The sequence below is a fragment of the Nocardioides szechwanensis genome (genome assembly GCF_900103935.1).
GTDB lineage: Bacteria > Actinomycetota > Actinomycetes > Propionibacteriales > Nocardioidaceae > Nocardioides > Nocardioides szechwanensis.
This window is the reverse complement of sequence record NZ_FNIC01000013.1, coordinates 1-15,708: the sequence shown is the minus strand read 5'-3', so window position 1 is coordinate 15,708 and position 15,708 is coordinate 1. Positions and strand designations below refer to the sequence as shown.

General features: G+C 71.9%; 14 protein-coding genes and 1 pseudogene. 9 read left to right on the top strand and 6 right to left on the bottom strand.

Going from position 1 to position 15,708, the window contains the following annotated elements; genetic code table 11:
• Window positions 1–24: 24 nt before the first annotated feature.
• On the bottom strand, window positions 25–828 hold the full coding sequence (locus BLR90_RS20105) for an NAD-dependent epimerase/dehydratase family protein (protein WP_091027021.1): 804 nt from the start codon (window positions 826–828) through the stop codon (window positions 25–27).
• A gap of 54 nt (window positions 829–882) precedes the next feature.
• Window positions 883–1,539 (bottom strand): biliverdin-producing heme oxygenase, encoded by a 657-nt coding sequence (locus tag BLR90_RS20100; protein WP_091027020.1) that lies wholly within the window; start codon window positions 1,537–1,539, stop codon window positions 883–885.
• 78 nt (window positions 1,540–1,617) lie between these two features.
• Here BLR90_RS20100 and BLR90_RS20095 point away from each other — a divergent pair, with 78 nt between their 5' ends.
• The 6 genes from BLR90_RS20095 (at window position 1,618) to BLR90_RS20070 (ending at window position 8,568) form a co-directional block, all read left to right on the top strand.
• Window positions 1,618–2,784: a heme/hemin ABC transporter substrate-binding protein gene (locus BLR90_RS20095; RefSeq protein ID WP_245715429.1), complete on the top strand. Its 1,167-nt coding sequence runs from the start codon at window positions 1,618–1,620 to the stop codon at window positions 2,782–2,784.
• A complete protein-coding gene (locus tag BLR90_RS20090; RefSeq protein ID WP_091027019.1) occupies window positions 2,781–3,878 on the top strand; it encodes a FecCD family ABC transporter permease in 1,098 nt (365 codons plus the stop codon). The genes BLR90_RS20095 and BLR90_RS20090 overlap by 4 nt, the downstream gene beginning before the upstream one ends.
• 67 nt (window positions 3,879–3,945) lie before the next feature.
• Window positions 3,946–4,728 carry a heme ABC transporter ATP-binding protein gene (locus BLR90_RS20085; RefSeq protein ID WP_091027018.1) on the top strand — a complete coding sequence of 261 codons (783 nt, stop codon included), beginning with the start codon at window positions 3,946–3,948 and terminating at the stop codon, window positions 4,726–4,728.
• Complete coding sequence (locus BLR90_RS20080) at window positions 4,713–5,789, top strand: hypothetical protein (protein WP_091027017.1); 1,077 nt, start codon at window positions 4,713–4,715, stop codon at window positions 5,787–5,789. The genes BLR90_RS20085 and BLR90_RS20080 overlap by 16 nt, the downstream gene beginning before the upstream one ends.
• On the top strand, window positions 5,779–7,173 hold the full coding sequence (locus BLR90_RS20075; RefSeq protein WP_091027016.1) for an HtaA domain-containing protein: 1,395 nt from the start codon (window positions 5,779–5,781) through the stop codon (window positions 7,171–7,173). The genes BLR90_RS20080 and BLR90_RS20075 overlap by 11 nt, the downstream gene beginning before the upstream one ends.
• A gap of 30 nt (window positions 7,174–7,203) precedes the next feature.
• Window positions 7,204–8,568, top strand: coding sequence for an HtaA domain-containing protein (locus BLR90_RS20070; protein WP_091027015.1), 1,365 nt, complete (start codon window positions 7,204–7,206; stop codon window positions 8,566–8,568).
• Here BLR90_RS20070 and BLR90_RS20065 read toward each other — a convergent pair.
• The 3 genes from BLR90_RS20065 to BLR90_RS20055 all read right to left on the bottom strand — a co-directional run bounded on the left by BLR90_RS20065 (window position 8,558) and on the right by BLR90_RS20055 (window position 10,719).
• The gene (locus BLR90_RS20065) at window positions 8,558–9,223 is read right to left on the bottom strand and encodes a TetR family transcriptional regulator (RefSeq protein WP_091027014.1); all 666 of its coding nucleotides are present in this window, start codon (window positions 9,221–9,223) and stop codon (window positions 8,558–8,560) included. The two genes, BLR90_RS20070 and BLR90_RS20065, sit on opposite strands and share 11 nt — an antisense overlap.
• Window positions 9,223–10,047, bottom strand: a complete 825-nt coding sequence (locus tag BLR90_RS20060; protein ID WP_091027013.1) for a purine-nucleoside phosphorylase — start codon at window positions 10,045–10,047, stop codon at window positions 9,223–9,225. Before BLR90_RS20060 ends, BLR90_RS20065 begins: the two co-directional genes overlap by 1 nt.
• Window positions 10,048–10,266: 219 nt before the next feature.
• Complete coding sequence (locus BLR90_RS20055; RefSeq protein WP_091027012.1) at window positions 10,267–10,719, bottom strand: gamma-glutamylcyclotransferase family protein; 453 nt, start codon at window positions 10,717–10,719, stop codon at window positions 10,267–10,269.
• A gap of 37 nt (window positions 10,720–10,756) precedes the next feature.
• Here BLR90_RS20055 and lpdA point away from each other — a divergent pair, with 37 nt between their 5' ends.
• The 3 genes from lpdA to BLR90_RS20040 all read left to right on the top strand — a co-directional run bounded on the left by lpdA (window position 10,757) and on the right by BLR90_RS20040 (window position 14,714).
• Entirely contained in the window at window positions 10,757–12,160 is a 1,404-nt protein-coding gene (lpdA, locus tag BLR90_RS20050; protein ID WP_091027011.1) for a dihydrolipoyl dehydrogenase, read from the top strand.
• Between the two features lie 126 nt (window positions 12,161–12,286).
• Window positions 12,287–13,681 (top strand): NAD(P)H-quinone dehydrogenase, encoded by a 1,395-nt coding sequence (locus tag BLR90_RS20045; RefSeq protein ID WP_091027010.1) that lies wholly within the window; start codon window positions 12,287–12,289, stop codon window positions 13,679–13,681.
• A gap of 22 nt (window positions 13,682–13,703) precedes the next feature.
• Window positions 13,704–14,714 (top strand): SGNH hydrolase domain-containing protein, encoded by a 1,011-nt coding sequence (locus BLR90_RS20040; RefSeq protein WP_091027009.1) that lies wholly within the window; start codon window positions 13,704–13,706, stop codon window positions 14,712–14,714.
• A 34-nt stretch (window positions 14,715–14,748) separates the two neighbouring features.
• Here BLR90_RS20040 and BLR90_RS20035 read toward each other — a convergent pair.
• Window positions 14,749–15,658 (bottom strand): annotated as a pseudogene (locus tag BLR90_RS20035) (IS5 family transposase).
• Window positions 15,659–15,708: the final 50 nt, after the last annotated feature.

Sequence of the window (15,708 nt, the reverse complement as noted above, 5' to 3'; positions counted from 1 at the left end):
GGAGACGGTACGGGACCGCACGCCCTATGCGAGGTCGAGGGCCGGGCGGTAGAACGCCTCGCCGGCGAAGGGGCCACCGACGTGGGCGGCCTCGGCCTCGTCGTCCGGCCCGGGCGCGATCGAGGCGGCGAACTCCTCGGCGTCGTCCAGGGGCTCGTAGCCGAGGTCGCGGCCTGGCTGGAGGTCCCACCAGGCGCGGGTGTTGGCGGAGATGCCGTAGAGCACGGCGAAGCCGGGGGCCGGAGTGGTGAGGCAGGCCTCGAACATCCGCACGCAGTCGTCGTGGGAGAGCCAGGTGCTGAGGTTGCGGACGGTCTCGGGCCGCGGCAGGAACGAGCCGATCCGGCACGACAGGCCGTCGATGCCGTAGCGGTCGGCGTAGAGCGACATGACTGCCTCGGCGGCGACCTTGCCGACGCCGTAGAACGTGTCGGGCCGCGGTCGGGCGTCGACCCCGAGCAACGCGTCGGCCGGGCGCGGGGTGCGGCCGACGGCGTGGTTGGAGCCCGCATAGACGAAGCGGCGTACGTCGTGCGCGACGGCGGCGTCGAGCAGGGCGGCCGTGGTGACGACGTGGGAGGTCAGCGAGTCGGGGAGCGAGGCCTCGTCGGGATGTCCCGCGAGGTGGACCACGGCATCGAGCGGCTGCTCGGCGAAGACCGCGAGCACCGCGTCGGGATCGGCGCAGTCGGCGACGTGCCAGGCGTCGTCGGTGCCCTCGGGTCCGGGGACCCGGTCGAGCCCCACCACGGTGTGTCCGCGGTCGGCCAGACCCACGGCGAGGACCTGACCGATCGAGCCGGCGGCCCCGGTGACGAGCACTCTCATCGGTGGTTCCAGAATGGGACCGGAGGAGGAGCAGGGGTGGTGAGCGACCTCAGGTCAGCGACGGTACCCATCTATGTTCTGTCCCAACTCGGTGAAGAGGGCCTGGTTGAGCCGGAAGGCTACCTTCACCTCGTCCACGACGCGCTGCACCTCGCCCGTGCTCAGGCCGAGCCCGTCGAGGCGGGCGCGGTAGGCGTCCTTGTAGGGCTTGGGCTTGGGGATGGCCGGGAAGTCGTAGAACGCGATGCCGGCGCCGTCGAGCCCGAAGGTGCGGTCGAGGATGCGTCCGATCGCCTGGCCGCCGGAGAGGTCGCCGAGGTAGCGCGTGTAGTGGTGGGCGACGAGCAGGCCGCCCCACTCGCCGGCGTCATGCAGCCGGTCGCGGTAGGCCGCGGTGGCGGGGGAGTCGACAGTGGTCGTGCGTCCCGGCGCCCAGTGGGCCAGGTCGGTGTCGATGGCGCCGAGGCGCTCGAGGGCCTCGTCGTGGACGGCGGCCACGACCGGGTCGCCCGCGTGCCGGCGGACGGTCTCCTCCATCGCCTCGTAGATGCCGCGGAGCCGCAGCAGGTAGTCGGCGTAGCCGGTCTCGTTGACGCGCCCACCGAGCAGCTCGGACATGAAGAGGGAGTCCTCGGCGTCCTGGTGCTCGAGCTTGGAGCCCTCGCGCATGGCGGCCGAGAGGGTCGAGATGGGCGGGTCGAGCACGGTCATCGGGTCTCCTGGAAGGACGAGGGTGGCCTGGCCCCCACCCAAAGGAAGGGTTGCCTAACTAATGGTAGCCTAACCTTTGTGATCGAGAGGGGGCCGCAGCGTCCGGGGGGGAATGCGGCGGCTCCCGTCGTCTCCCGGAGCCTGGCTGCCCTCGTCTCCCTGGTCGTCCTGGTCCTGCTGGCCGCCGGGTGCGGCCTCTCGTCGCCCTCGGAGGCGGGGAGCGACGGTCCCGAGGGCGGCGGCTGCGCCGGGACCCCCGCGCCGGTGCTCGCCGAGGTCGACGCCCTCGACGACCCGCGTTCGTGGGACGGCCCCGCGTCGCCCGTGCTCGGCAGCTGCGACGTCCGCCCGGTCGCCGGCGGTGCCCGGCCCCAGCTGCCGGTCACGCTCTCGGACGCGCAGGGCACGAGGGTCACCATCAACGACACCAGCCGGATCCTGGCGCTGGACGTCTACGGCACGCTCGCCCGCACCGTCTTCGAGCTCGGCCTCGGCGACTCGGTCGTCGGCCGCGACATCTCGACCCAGTTCCCCGACGCCGCCGACCTGCCGCTGGTCACCCAGAACGGCCACGACCTGGCCGCCGAGGCGATCTTGGACCTCGACCCGACGGTGATCCTCACCGACACCTCCCTCGGCCCCTGGGACGTCATCCTGCAGATGCGCGACGCCGGCATCCCGGTCGTCGTGACCGACTCCGAGCGCAGCCTCGACAACGTGGACGACCTCACCCGGCAGGTCGCCGCAGCACTCGGCGTACCCCAGGCCGGGCGGGCTCTGGTCGAGCGCACCACCGCCGAGCTGGCCCAGGTGCAGCAGCAGATCTCGGACGTCGCGCCGTCCGACGTGCAGGACCAGCTGCGCACGGTTTTCCTCTACGTCCGCGGCCAAAGTGGCGTGTATTACATGTTCGGTGAGGGGTCCGGAGCCGACTCCTTGATCGATGCGCTCGGTGCCTACGATGTGGCTGAGGAGATCGGCTGGAGCGGGATGAAGCCCGTCACCGACGAGGGGATCGTCGCCGCCCAGCCCGACCTGGTGCTGATGATGACCGGCGGGCTCGACTCCGTCGGCGGAGTCGACGGACTGCTCGAGCGGCTGCCTGCCCTGGCGCAGACCCCGGCCGGCGAGCACCGCCGGTTCGTGGACATGGCGGACTCCGAGATCCTCGGCTTCGGCCCCGACTCGGCCAGCGTGCTCAACGCTCTCGCCGTCGCCCTCTACGCACCCGGGGCGCTGTCGTGACCGCCGCCCCGTCGTACGACGTCGCCGCGCCGCCCAGCCGCAGGCGGGCCGTCGTACGCGGCTTCGCCGGGCGGGCCGGACTGCTCGGCGTCCTGACCCTGGCGCTCGTCGTGGCCCTGGTGCTCGGCGCCGGGCACGGCCAGCTGTCGATCGCGCCCGCCGAGGTGCTCGGCTCGTTCTTCCACCGGATCGGTCTCGACTGGGGCCCCATGCCCACCCACCCTCGTGGTGACGACACGTTGTGGCAGGTCCGCTTCCCGCGGGTGGCGCTGGCCGCCCTGGCCGGGGCCTCGCTCGCGACGGCGGGAGCGCTCATGCAGGGCGTCTTCGGCAACCCGCTCGCCGAGCCCGGCGTGGTCGGGGTGTCGTCCGGGGCCGCGGTGGCCGCCGCGTCGGTCATCGTCTTCGACGTCGACTTCGCCGGCACCTGGACGATCGCGATCTGCGCGTTCATCGGTGGGCTGGTCACGACGATGCTCGTCTACGTCATGTCCCGCGACGGCGGCCGCACCGAGGTCGTGACGCTCGTGCTCACCGGCATCGCCCTCAACGCGATGACCAGCGCGGCGCTGGCGTTCCTGATGTTCCTCGGCGACCAGCAGGCCCGCGAGGAGATCGTGTTCTGGACCCTGGGCAGCCTCAACGGCTCGCGCTGGGAGTACGTCGGTGTCGTCGCCCCGCTCGCGGGTGTCGGCATCGCGGCGGCACTGTTGCTCTCGCGCCAGCTCGACCTGCTGTCCCTCGGCGACCGCGCCGCGCGCCACGTCGGTGTCGACGTCGAGCGGCTGCGGCTGGGCACGATCGTGGTGGTCGCGGTGCTGACCGCCGCCGCGGTGTCGTTCTGCGGGATCATCGCGTTCGTCGGCCTCGTGGTGCCGCACCTGATCCGGATGGTCGCCGGCCCCGGGCACCGGCTGCTGGTGCCGGCGAGCGCCCTGGGCGGCGCGGTGCTGCTCGTGGTGGCCGACCTCTGGGCCCGCACCGCCATCGCCTACGCCGACCTGCCGATCGGGATGCTGACCTCGCTGGTCGGTGGCCCGTTCTTCTTCTGGCTCCTGCGCCGCGCACGCCGCACCTCGGGGGGCTGGGCATGAGCACCCCACGGCGTTCTTCGCCTCCCCCGCTTCGCTCCTCCGACGAACAACGCCGCGGGGACCCCGCATGAGCCTGGTCGCCCACGACGTCGGCGTGACGCTCGGCGGCGCCTGCATCCTCGACGGGGTCGACCTCGCGGTCGGCGAGGGCGAGGTGGTCGCGCTGGTCGGGCCCAACGGCGCCGGCAAGTCGACCCTGCTCGCCGTGTTGTCCGGCGACATCGAGCCCGCCCACGGCACGGTCACCCTCGACGACGTGCCGCTGGCCGAGCACTCCGCGCGGGCGCTGGCCCGGCGCCGGGCCGTGCTGCTCCAGCACCAGGGGCTGGCCTTCGGCTTCCGGGTCGAGGACGTGGTCCGCATGGGCCGCTCCCCGTGGCACCGCACCGACCGCGAGGACGACGACGACCGGGTGGTCGCCGACTCGCTCGCGCGCGCCGACGTGGCCGGGCTGGCGCAGCGCCATTTCCCGACCCTCTCCGGTGGCGAGCAGGGCCGCACGTCCTTCGCCCGGGTGCTCGCCCAGGAGACCCCGATCGTGCTGCTCGACGAGCCCACCGCGGCGCTGGACATCCGGCACCAGGAGGCACTGCTGTCGGTGGCGCGCGACGCCGCGCGCGACGGTGCCTCGGTCGTCGTCGTCCTCCACGACCTCTCGCTCGCGGCGGCCTATGCCGACCGGGTCTGCGTGCTGTCGCGGGGCCGGGTACGCGCCGACGGCGCTCCGACCGTCGTACTCACCTCGGAGCTGTTGTCCGAGGTCTACGAGCACCCCGTCGACGTGATCGAGCACGCCGGGTCCCTGGTCGTCGTACCCGTGCGCCAGGAGGCCCCGTGCATGCGCGCCTGACCCCCCTCGCCCTGGTGCCGCTGCTCGCGGCGCTGCTGCTGCCCACGTTCCCTGCCCACGCCGACGGACGGGTGTCGGTCGGCAACGACAGCGGCGACGCCCGGATCGACCCGGCCTACGCCACCACGCTGACGCTCAGCGGCTCCGGCTTCCAGTCGATCCGCGGCGGACACGGTGGGATCTACGTCTTCTTCGGCACCGTGCAGAGCGGGTGGCGGCCGAGCCAGGGCGGGGCGACCGGGGCGGACTACTTCTACGTGCCCGACAGCGAGGCCCGTGACAACGCGGGGTTCCAGCGGTTCGTCGCGTTCCCTGGCTCCGACACGGCGTCGTCGGCCAACGGCGGCACGATGTCGGCGTCCGGGTCCTGGTCCACGTCGCTGGTCGTCCCCGGTGCCGTCTTCCAGGCCTTCGACCGCGACGGGGGCTCGCGCCGGATCGACTGCCGCCAGGTCACCTGCGGCGTCATCACCGTCGGGGCCCACGGGGTCGCCAACGCCCGCAACGAGTCGTTCACCCCGGTCTCGGTCGGTGACCTCTACGCCGACCCTTCGGCGCCGTCGGAGACGCCCGAGCCCGGCGACGTGCCCTCCGGCGCCCCCGCGATCGACGTCCCCTCGGGCACGACGGTCACGACCGGGCCGGCGGCACCCCGCGGCCCACCGGCGCTCGAGGTCGACCGGGGCTCGGCGCAGGCCGGGCACGTGCTCGCGTTCAGCGCGACCGGTCTGACCGCCGGTGCCCAGGTGTCCGCGGTGCTCGACGACGGGGTCGCGGGAGCCGGGCCCTTCGTGGTCGGCAGCGACGGGACCGTGGGCGGCGTGATCACGCTGCCCGCGGACGTCGAGGGCGGCACTCACGAGCTGCGGCTGTTCGGCACCGCCGACGCGCCGTCGGTGCGGTTCGCGATCACGGCGGGGGACTCCGAGCCCGAGCCTGCTGCCGCCAGGGCCTCGGACGACCGGGCCGGCGTACTGGCCCTCGCCGGGTCGGCCCTGGTGCTGCTCGTCGTCGTCGTCCGACTGCTGGTCCTGCGCCGCGGAGGCCGTCGTGCTGCCTGAGCGGTTGCGCGCGGGCCTGTCGGCGGCGCTGGCAACCGCCGCTCTCGTCGCCGCCGTCGCGGCTACCGGACTGGTCGTCACCCCGGCCGGGGCCGACAGCGGGGCACCGGCCGGCGAGCCCACCTCGAGCACCAGCGCCCCCTCGGAGACGCCCACGGAGACTCCGTCGGATACGCCCTCCGAGACGCCGTCGGTCACCCCGACGCCCACCCCGACTCCCACCCCCACGCCAACCCCCACCCCGACGGCCGAGCCGACGACCGGCGTCGAGGTCGACGACGCGGTGCTGACGTGGGGCGTCAACAACGAGTCCAGCAACCGAGCGTTCGCGCCGGGCACGTTCAACCTCTTCTCGGCCGGGAAGGTGCCCGACCCCGGCCAGGGCGGCCGCACGATCCGGCAGCAGGACTGGCGCCAGCGCAGCGGCGCGGTGTCGGTGCGCAAGTGGGACGGCACCGCCTGGCGCGCTGCCACCTGGCCCGGGCTCGGCACCGACAGCGCCGGCACGCCGCTGGGTGCTCCCACCGCCGGCACGTTCAGCAACCACCGCTTCGAGTTCACCGGCGGCGAAGGGCTCGTCGACCCGGCCGCGGGGACCGCCCACATCGAGTGGGACGGCGACGTGACCGTCCTCTACTACTCCGGGATGTCGTTCTTCTACCTCAGCGACCCTGTGCTCGACGTTGTCGACGGCCGCGGCCGGCTGACCGCGACGCTCAGCGGCTTCGCGTCCTCGGTCGAGGACCAGACCCAGTGGGAGCCGGTGCCGCCCCGGCAGGTCACCGTCGCCGACCTGCCCCAGATCGACCTCGACGACCCGCGCGGCTTCGTGTCGTTGCCGGCCTACCTCGGCGTGGCCGTGACCGGCGTACCCCAGCAGACGGACGGGGCGAGCAGCGGCGCGTTCCCGCAGTCCTACGTCGACTTCATGCGGGTCCTGGGGACCGCGGCGTTCTGGTACTCCAGCGGTGCCGCGACCGACCCGTTCAAGGTCGCCCTGCCGCTCGGTGTCAGCTACGACGCCGAGCGCACCGTGACCCCGCCGACCCCGACGGCGCCGTCCACCCAGGACCCCGTCGACCCGCCCACGGCGACGCCACCGCCGACCCAGGCGCCACCGACCACAGTCGTCCCGCCCGTCGTACAGGCTCCGCTGCCCAGCGCTCCCGTCGCTCCACCGGGCGCCGGCGAGGTGCCCGTGACCGCTGTGGCCACCGCCGCCGCGCGGCCGGTCACGCAGGTCCGGCTCACGTCCGGGCCGGTCGCCGGGCCGAGCACGGGCGACCGCCCCTGGCTGTGGTGGTCCGCCGCGGCGCTGCTCCTGGCAGCGGCCGCCCTCCTCAACGTCCCCTCCGGTCCACGCACGGACCGGACGACCCCCTGACGCCACGGCGTCACCGAGAAAGGAACACCCATGCACCACCTCAAGCGCGGCCTGTCGACGCTCGTCGCCACGTCGCTCACCGCGGTCGGTCTCGCCGCCGTCGCGACTGCACCCGCCCAGGCCGCGGAGCCCTTGCCGGTCCTGACCTGGGAGATCTCGCAGCAGTTCGACGACCACCTCTCCACGCACGTCCTCACGGGCGGGGCCGAGGAGAGCGCGGAGGGCGTCATCACCTTCCCCGGAGGCGTGGGCTCCTACGACGCCGGCGACGGCACCACCAGCGTCGCCTACCAGGGCTCGGTCGCCGGGTCCTTCGCGATGGCGGCGGTCACCTACTACACCGTCACGATCGCCGACCCGATCGTCACGGTCGACGAGTCCGGTGACGGCCAGATCACTGCCGTCGTGTCCGCCTCCAACGCCGCGGGCATGGGCAGCCCGGCCGAGAGCACGCCGCCCACCCGGGTGGTCGTGACCACGTTCGACAGCGGCACCTGGACCCCTGGCGCGGGCCTCCAGAGCCTGAGCGCCACGCCGCACTGGGCGGGCGTGCTCGCGCCGAACAGCCCCGAGTCGGCCGCGCTCGGGATCGGCGCCGACAAGCCGGTCGACGGCAAGTCCTTCAACCCGGCGTTCCTCGGCGGGATCACCTCCGGTGTCCGCGCGCACTTCTACGCCAGTGGCTCCGGCTCGGACGCCAAGAAGGCGCCCGCGTCGTTCACCGCGCAGGTCGCCCCGGCCGTGGGCGTGACGACCACCGGTGCGTCGTACGCGAACGGCCTGGACCTGTCGGTGGCCGGTGCGCACTTCACGGGCGTCACCAACCCCGGCGACGACGGGGTCTACGTCGGCCTGGCCGAGTCGGGCGAGCTGCCCGACACCTCCTCGCAGGAGAACATGGCGCTCTTCGCCGCGGTGGCCTGGGTGCCGGCGAACGCGATCACCGACGGCTCGTTCGTCACGGCGCTCCACGCACCGACCGCCAAGCTCGACCCAAGCCTCGACTACTCGGTCTACACCTGGCAGGCACACGCTCACTCCAACACCACGCAGGACACCGAGACCCCGGTGACGGTCGACTGGAGCGCCCTCGAGCAGCAGCGGAGCCAGGCGACCGTCAGTGCCACGTGGGTCAAGAAGCCGACCACCAGCACGGCCGGCAAGCTCGCCATCAAGGTCAAGGGGGCGGCCGCGACGCCCACCGGCAAGGTCGTCATCAAGCTCGTGAGGAACGGCGCGGTGAAGAAGACGTTCACCAAGCCGCTCCGCAACGGTGCCGCGACCGTGACGCTGCCCGAGCTGGTGGCCGGGCGGTGGAACGTGAACCTCCGGTACGCCGGTTCTGCGACCTACCTCGCGGCCACGAAGGTGCTGGCGCTGCGGGTCACCCGCTAGCGCTGGTGGTCTCCGCCCCGGGCACCGGGGCGGAGACCATGCCCACCGCCATCGACACCAGGTTGGTGATGAACTCCTCGGCCGGCAGCTGCGGCCGGCTCGGGGCGTCCCGCTCCGCCGCGCGCGCTCGGTCGGCGCTGGCGCGCAGGATGAACGAGGTGGCCAGCGACATCCGCTCGGCGCGCAGGTGGTCCGGCATCGCCGGCATCCGCTCCTCGAACAGCTCGAAGGCCTCGTAGCCGCCCGACCGCTCGAGCGCGTCGCGGACGTCGGGGTGCGTGGCGTCGGGGTCGTCCTCGACCAGCTCGCACAGGATCATCAGGTAGCAACGGCCCTTCCACCCCTGGTCGGCCAGCTCGACCGACGGCCGTACGAACGCCTCGACCGCGGAGGCCAGGTCGCCGGGACGGCCTCGGGCGGCCGCGAGGAGCTCGCGCTCGCGCTGGGCGAGGAACTCCACCTGCTCCTCGAGCACCGCCGCGAGCAGCCCCTCGCGGGTGCCGAAGTGGTAGTGCACGGCACCGCGGTTGCGCTGGCCCGCCTGGCGGGTGACCTCCAGCAGCGACGCCGTCTGGACGCCGTTCTCGGCGAACGCGCGGGCCGCGGCGTCCACCAGCCGTTGGCGGGTCTCCTCGCCGCCGGCGCTCCCGGGCATCAGATCCTCGGGACGATCCGGCCCAGGAGCTCGCCCATCCGGGACGCGGCCTCGCGGCCGGCCTCGAGGACCTCCTCGTGGTTGAGCGGCTCGCCGGTGATGCCGGCCGCCAGGTTGGTGACCAGGCTGATCCCGAGCACCTCCATGCCCGCCTCGCGGGCCGCGATCGCCTCGAGCGTCGTACTCATGCCGACGAGGTGCCCACCGATCGCGCGCACCATGGCGATCTCGGCCGGGGTCTCGTAGTGGGGGCCGGGGAACTGGACGTAGACGCCCTCGTCGAGGCTGGCGTCGACCTCGCGGCACATCGCGCGCAGCCGCGAGGAGTAGAGGTCGGTGAGGTCGACGAAGTTGGCGCCGACGATGGGGGAGCGGCCGGTGAGGTTGACGTGGTCGCTGATCAGCACCGGGGTGCCCGGCGTCCACGTCTCCTTGAGACCGCCGCAGCCGTTGGTCAGCACGATCGTCCTGCAGCCCGCGGCCGCCGCCGTACGCACCCCGTGCACGACCGCCGCGACGCCCTTGCCCTCGTAGTAGTGGGTGCGGCTCAGGAAGACGAGCAGGTTGCGCTCGCCGGCCCGGATCGAGCGGATCTTGCCCGAGTGTCCGGCCACCGCGGCCGCCGAGAACCCGGGCAGGTCGGTCGTGTTGATCTCGGCCGTCGCCTCGCCGAGCGCGTCGACCGCCGGCAGCCAGCCCGACCCGAGCACCAGGGCCACGTCGTGCTGGGCGACGCCGGTGAGCTCGGCGAGCTTGGTGGCCGCCTCGCCCGCCAGGTCGTACGGCGAGCGGTCGGTGGGGTCTTCAGGCGTCGTCGGAGTCACGGCAGCACTCTAAGGCGTGGCTCTTCTGCGGCTCGGTTTGGTGGGTTGTGTGCCTGAGAGTGCGCTCCCGCGCTCGGTGAGGCACACGACCCTGTCTGCGCTCCTTGACGGCGAGGCCCGGTTCGTTAAGCGAGCGGGCCCCAGTCACCCGCAGACAGGGGTGGCTTCGAGGCTCGTCGCTGACGCTCCTCGCACCTCAACCACCGTCGAAAGGAAGGCTCAGAGGCCGGTGGACCGACAGGGGCGCCGGCGGATGGCGGCGACGTAGTCGTCGGGGGCGCCGGCGGACTCGGCGGCGGAGGCGAGGACGCCGAGGTAGGAGGCGGAGGGCAGGCCGCCCTCGTAGGCGTCGAGCACGTAGGTCCAGACCGTCAGCTCGCCGGTCATGGTGGAGACCCGGACCTTGGTCTTGCGGTAGAGGCCGCTGTCGGCGGCCTCCCAGCCGTCGAGTTCGGACTCGTCGGGGTCGGTGACGTCGTAGACGGCGACGAAGACCTGCTCGATCGGGTCCTCGACGATCGTGGAGAGGGAGCCGTCCCAACCGTGCTCCTCGCCACCGAAGGTCAGCCGCCAGCCCTGGAGCCAGCCGGTGGTGTGCATGGGGGAGTGGGGGCAGCGCTCGCCCATGCGTGCTGGGTCCAGGTTGGTCCCGTAGGCGGCGTACAGGGTCACGGCTGAAGGTTAACTGCCGCCGCACTACTCTGGCGGGGTGACTCACTTCGACGTTCTCGTCCTCGGCGCGGGCCCCGGTGGCTACGTCGCCGCCATCCGCGCGGCCCAGCTCGGCAAGTCCGTGGCGGTCATCGAGGAGAAGTACTGGGGAGGTGTCTGTCTCAACGTCGGCTGCATCCCCTCCAAGGCGCTGCTGAAGAACGCCGAGCTCGCCCACGTGCTCACGCACGAGAAGGACAAGTTCGGCATCGAGGGCGACGCGACGATGTCCTACGGGCCGACCCACAAGCGGTCGCGCCAGGTGAGCGCCGGCATCGTCAAGGGCGTCCACTTCCTGATGAAGAAGAACAAGATCACCGAGATCGACGGCTGGGGCACGCTCACCGGCCCGAAGGCGGTGGACGTGAAAAAGACAGTGGACGGCAACACTGTCGATGTTGGGGCGTACACCTGCGACAACCTGATCATCGCGACCGGCGCCAAGACCCGTCTCGTGCCCGGCACCGAGCTCAGCGAGCGGGTCGTGACCTACGAGGAGCAGATCCTCGACGAGAACCTTCCCGGCTCGATCGTGATCGCCGGCTCCGGCGCGATCGGCGTCGAGTTCGCCTACGTGATGAAGAACTTCGGCGTCGACGTGACGATCGTGGAGTTCCTCGACCGGATGGTGCCGACCGAGGACGCCGACGTGTCCAAGGAGCTCGCGAAGCACTACAAGAAGCTCGGCGTGAAGGTGCTGCTCGGCACCAAGGTCGAGGGCATCGACGACTCCGGCGACAAGGTCAAGGTCACCGTCTCCAAGGACGGCAACACCGAGGTCCTCGAGACCGACAAGGTGCTCCAGGCCATCGGCTTCGCGCCCCGCGTCGAGGGCTACGGCCTGGACGCGGCCGGGGTCGAGCTCACCGAGCGCGGCGCGATTGCGGTCGACGCACGCGGCCGCACCAACGTCGACGGCGTCTACGCCATCGGCGACGTCACCGGCAAGATGATGCTGGCCCACGCCGCCGAGGCGATGGGCATCGTCGCGGCCGAGACGATCGCCGACGCCGAGACGCAGGAGATCAACTTCGACATGATCCCGCGGGCGACCTACTGCCAGCCGCAGATCGCGTCGTTCGGCTACTCCGAGGCCCAGGCCCAGGAGAAGGGGTACGACGTCAAGACGGCGACGTTCCCGTTCTCGGCCAACGGCAAGGCGCAGGGCCTCGGCGACACCGCCGGCTTCGTCAAGATCGTCGCCGACGCCGAGCACAACGAGATCATCGGCGGCCACCTGATCGGCCCCGACGTGACCGAGCTGCTGCCGGTGCTGACCCTGGCCCAGACCTGGGACCTCACCGCCGACGAGGTGGCCCGCAACATCTTCGCCCACCCGACGCTCGGTGAGTCCGTGAAGGAAGCCATCCACGGCATCGCCGGCCACATGATCAACTTTTGAGCCGGCTTCTCGCCCGCGACGAAGTCGCGGTCGAGAAGAGTCCCGGCCAGGTCGAGCAGCCGCGCAACTGAGGGACGAAGTCGCGACCGGTGTGACGAGACCCAGTGAGATGAAAGGAACCTCAAGATGAGCGGCGGACCAGAGTCCAACAAGGTCGTCATCATCGGGGGCGGCCCCGGTGGCTACGAGTCCGCCCTGGTGGCCGCCCAGCTCGGCGCCCAGGTCACGGTCGTCGACACCGACGGCCTCGGCGGGTCGGCGGTCCTCACCGACTGCGTGCCGAGCAAGACCCTGATCGCCACCGCCGAGGTGATGACCGACGTCGCGGGCGCCGCGGAGCTGGGCGTCAACTTCCACGACCACGAGGGCGACCCCGCGGCCGCGATCTCGGTCGACCTGGCGCGGGTCAACGAGCGGGTCATGCAGCTCGCGGCCGACCAGTCCGCCGACATCGCCCGCCGCCTGGCCAAGGAGGGTGTCGAGGTGATCCAGGGCCGCGGCCGCCTCGACGGGCCCAACCGGGTCGTCGTCGGCGCCCAGACGCTCGAGGCCGACGCGATCCTGGTCGCGACCGGCGCCGCGCCGCGCGTCCTGCCTACCGCACAGCCCGACGGGGAGCGGATCCTCACCTGGGAACAGGTCTACGACCTGACCGAGATGCCGACCGAGCTGATCGTCGTGGGCTCCGGGGTGACCGGTGCCGAGTTCGCCAGCGCCTACCTCGCCCTCGGCATCTCCGTGACGCTGGTGTCGTCGCGCGACCGCGTGCTGCCCGGCGAGGACGCCGACGCCTCGCACGTCCTCGAGGAGGTCTCCCGGCGCCGCGGCATGAAGCTGCTGTCCGAGTCGCGCATGGAGTCGGTCACCCGCGACGGCGACGTCGTCACCGTGACCCTCACCGACGGCCGCAGCATCCAGGGCTCCCACTGCATCTTGGCGCTCGGCTCGGTGCCCAACACGACCGACCTCGGCCTCGAGGAGGCCGGCGTGATCCTCAAGGACGGCGGCTTCGTCAACGTCGACCGCGTCTCGCGTACGTCGGCCCGCGGGGTCTACGCGGCGGGTGACTGCACCGGCGTACTCATGCTCGCCTCGGTCGCGGCCATGCAGGGCCGGATCGCGATGTGGCACTTCCTCGGCGACACCGTGCACCCCCTCGACCTCAAGAAGGTCTCCTCCAACGTCTTCACCGCCCCGGAGATCGCCACCGTGGGCTGGAGCCAGCAGGCCGTCGACGCCGGCGAGATCCAGGCGGAGGCCGTGATGCTGCCCCTCTCGGGCAACGCCCGGGCCAAGATGCAGGGCGTCCACGACGGCTTCGTCAAGCTGTTCTGCCGGCCCGGCACCGGCATCGTCGTCGGTGGCGTCATCGTCGGTCCCCGGGCCAGCGAGCTCATCCACCCGGTGTCCATCGCCGTGGCGGAGTCGCTGACCGCCGACCAGCTCGCTCAGGCGTTCACCGTCTACCCGTCGATGAGCGGGTCCGTCGCCGAGGCCGCCAGGCGCCTGCACCGCGTCTGACGCAGTACGGCACGATTCGCCCATGTCTTCTCGCCTGAGCCGGTCGAGCCGGCTCGCCCACCTCCTCGCCGTCGCGCTCGCCGCCGTGCTGGTCGTGGCGCTCGCGTCGTGCTCCTCGGGGGGCGCCTCCGACAGTGATCCCAAGGGTGCCGCCGACCCCACGACCACGCCCACGAGCAGCTCCTCGAGCCCCACCCCGGCAACCGTGCCGCCCACCCCGTCGCCGACGATGACCCTGCCGCCGGTCCCGCCGGAGCTGGACTACCCGCGCCTGCCCCAGGAGTGCGCGAGCCGCGAGGAGAAGATCCCGCAGCTGCCCGGCGCCTGCTTCCTCACCGCGTTCGTGAAGAGCCGGCCCACCGTGGTGCTGTGGGGCGACTCGCACGCCTGGCAGCACATCCCGGTGCTGCGCCTCGCGGTCGACGAGTTGCCGGTCAACCTGGTCGGGTTCGTCATGGGCAGCTGCCCGCCGATGGACCTCGGCCTGCCCCTGGGCGAAGGCACCAAGTGCGAGCAGAACGCCACCGCGGCGCTCGACTACGTCCTGCGTCTCGACCGGGAGGGCCGGCCGCTCAAGGTGGTGCTCGGCGCCTACTGGCGCTTCTACCTCGACGTGCTCGCCACCCCGGGCGACTACGACGAGTACGAGCAGCAGCAGGCCGGCTTCTTCGAGGAGTTCACCCCCCAGGCCTTCCGGGCCCTCGGCCGGGCCGGGATCGACACCGACGTGATCGCGCAGACGGTGAGCGTGCCCGAGCCCGCGCCGTGTGCCGCGCCGTACGTCTGCAAGCTGCCGCGCGCGGACGCGCTGCGGGAGGAGGCCGCGACCGACGCGTGGGTGCGCGACGCGATGCGGCCGCTGGGTGGCGACGCCCGCTACATCGACCCCAACGGGGAGATCTGCGACGACTCGTGGTGCTACGGGCGCCGCGACGGCATCTACACGTTCTTCGACCAGCAGCACCTGACCGCGACCCGGTCGCGGACCCTGCTGCCGCTGTTCGCCGACGTGGTCGCAGACGTCCTGCCCTGAGACGAGGAGCCTGAGCTAGGGCGCGTCTCCGAAGTCATGCGAGCCAGAGCATGATCGCGGCGAGGACGACCCCGCCTCGATAGATCACTGCGTGCTTGTCGTAGCGCGTCGCGAGGCCGCGCCAGTTCTTCATGTGGTTGAACGCGCGCTCTACGACATTGCGTTGCTTGTAGTCCGAGGCGTTGAAAGCGACAGGTCGCCCGCCGCGCGAGCCCTTGTTCTTACGGTGCCTGATCTGGTCAGAAGGTTCAGGGATCACCGCGACGATTCCCCGCGAGCGCAGGTAGGCCCGGTGGCCTCGTGCGGAGTAGGCCTTGTCGGCGCGGAGCGCCGCAGGTGTAGTCCGTGGCCGGCCTGGTCCGACTCGGGGAACGCGGAGTTCAGCGAGGAGCTTCGGCAAGGCCGGGGAGTCGTTGGCCTGTCCCGGAGTGAGGGCGATAACCAGCGGCAATCCGTTGCCGTCAACCAGGGCGTGGGTCTTGGTCGTCAACCCGCCCCGCGATCGTCCGATCGCGTGATCCTCAGGCTCGACTGCGCGAGGTGCCCGATCCTTGTGATTCGACCCTGCCCCCTGTGTGGGAACTGGGCCCGCCCTGGGACCTCGCAGCGGTCGCGCCGTGCTGATGAACCCGCGCCGAGGTCGAGTCGACAGAGAGTCGCCAGTCGATCTCCCCACGCGCATCAGCCTGAATCTGCAACGCAGTCAGAACCTTGTCCCACGTGCCGTCCGTCGAGAACCGATGGTGACGCTTCCAGACGGTCTGCCACGGGCCGAAGTCCGAAGGAAGATCGCGCCAGGCAACACCGGTCCGGTATCGGTAGATCGCGCCTTCGACGAGCAGGCGATGATCGCGCATCGGCCTGCCCATCGCGCCCTTCACCGGCGGCAGAACTGCCTCGATCTGGTCCCACATCGCATCGCTGAGCACCGCCATCCGCGTCATGCGCTCAGCATCAAGCCCGAAGCCCGCTCAACATTGGAGACACGCCCTAG

Excerpts from the sequence above, each read along its gene's own strand:
- BLR90_RS20105 (WP_091027021.1), bottom strand. The coding sequence starts at position 828 with ATGAGAGTGCTCGTCACCGGGGCCGCCGGCTCGATCGGTCAGGTCCTC.
- BLR90_RS20040 (WP_091027009.1), top strand. The coding sequence starts at position 13,704 with ATGTCTTCTCGCCTGAGCCGGTCGAGCCGGCTCGCCCACCTCCTCGCC.
- BLR90_RS20085 (WP_091027018.1), top strand. The coding sequence starts at position 3,946 with ATGAGCCTGGTCGCCCACGACGTCGGCGTGACGCTCGGCGGCGCCTGC.
- BLR90_RS20065 (WP_091027014.1), bottom strand. The coding sequence starts at position 9,223 with ATGCCCGGGAGCGCCGGCGGCGAGGAGACCCGCCAACGGCTGGTGGAC.
- BLR90_RS20045 (WP_091027010.1), top strand. The coding sequence starts at position 12,287 with ATGAGCGGCGGACCAGAGTCCAACAAGGTCGTCATCATCGGGGGCGGC.
- BLR90_RS20100 (WP_091027020.1), bottom strand. The coding sequence starts at position 1,539 with ATGACCGTGCTCGACCCGCCCATCTCGACCCTCTCGGCCGCCATGCGC.
- BLR90_RS20070 (WP_091027015.1), top strand. The coding sequence starts at position 7,204 with ATGCACCACCTCAAGCGCGGCCTGTCGACGCTCGTCGCCACGTCGCTC.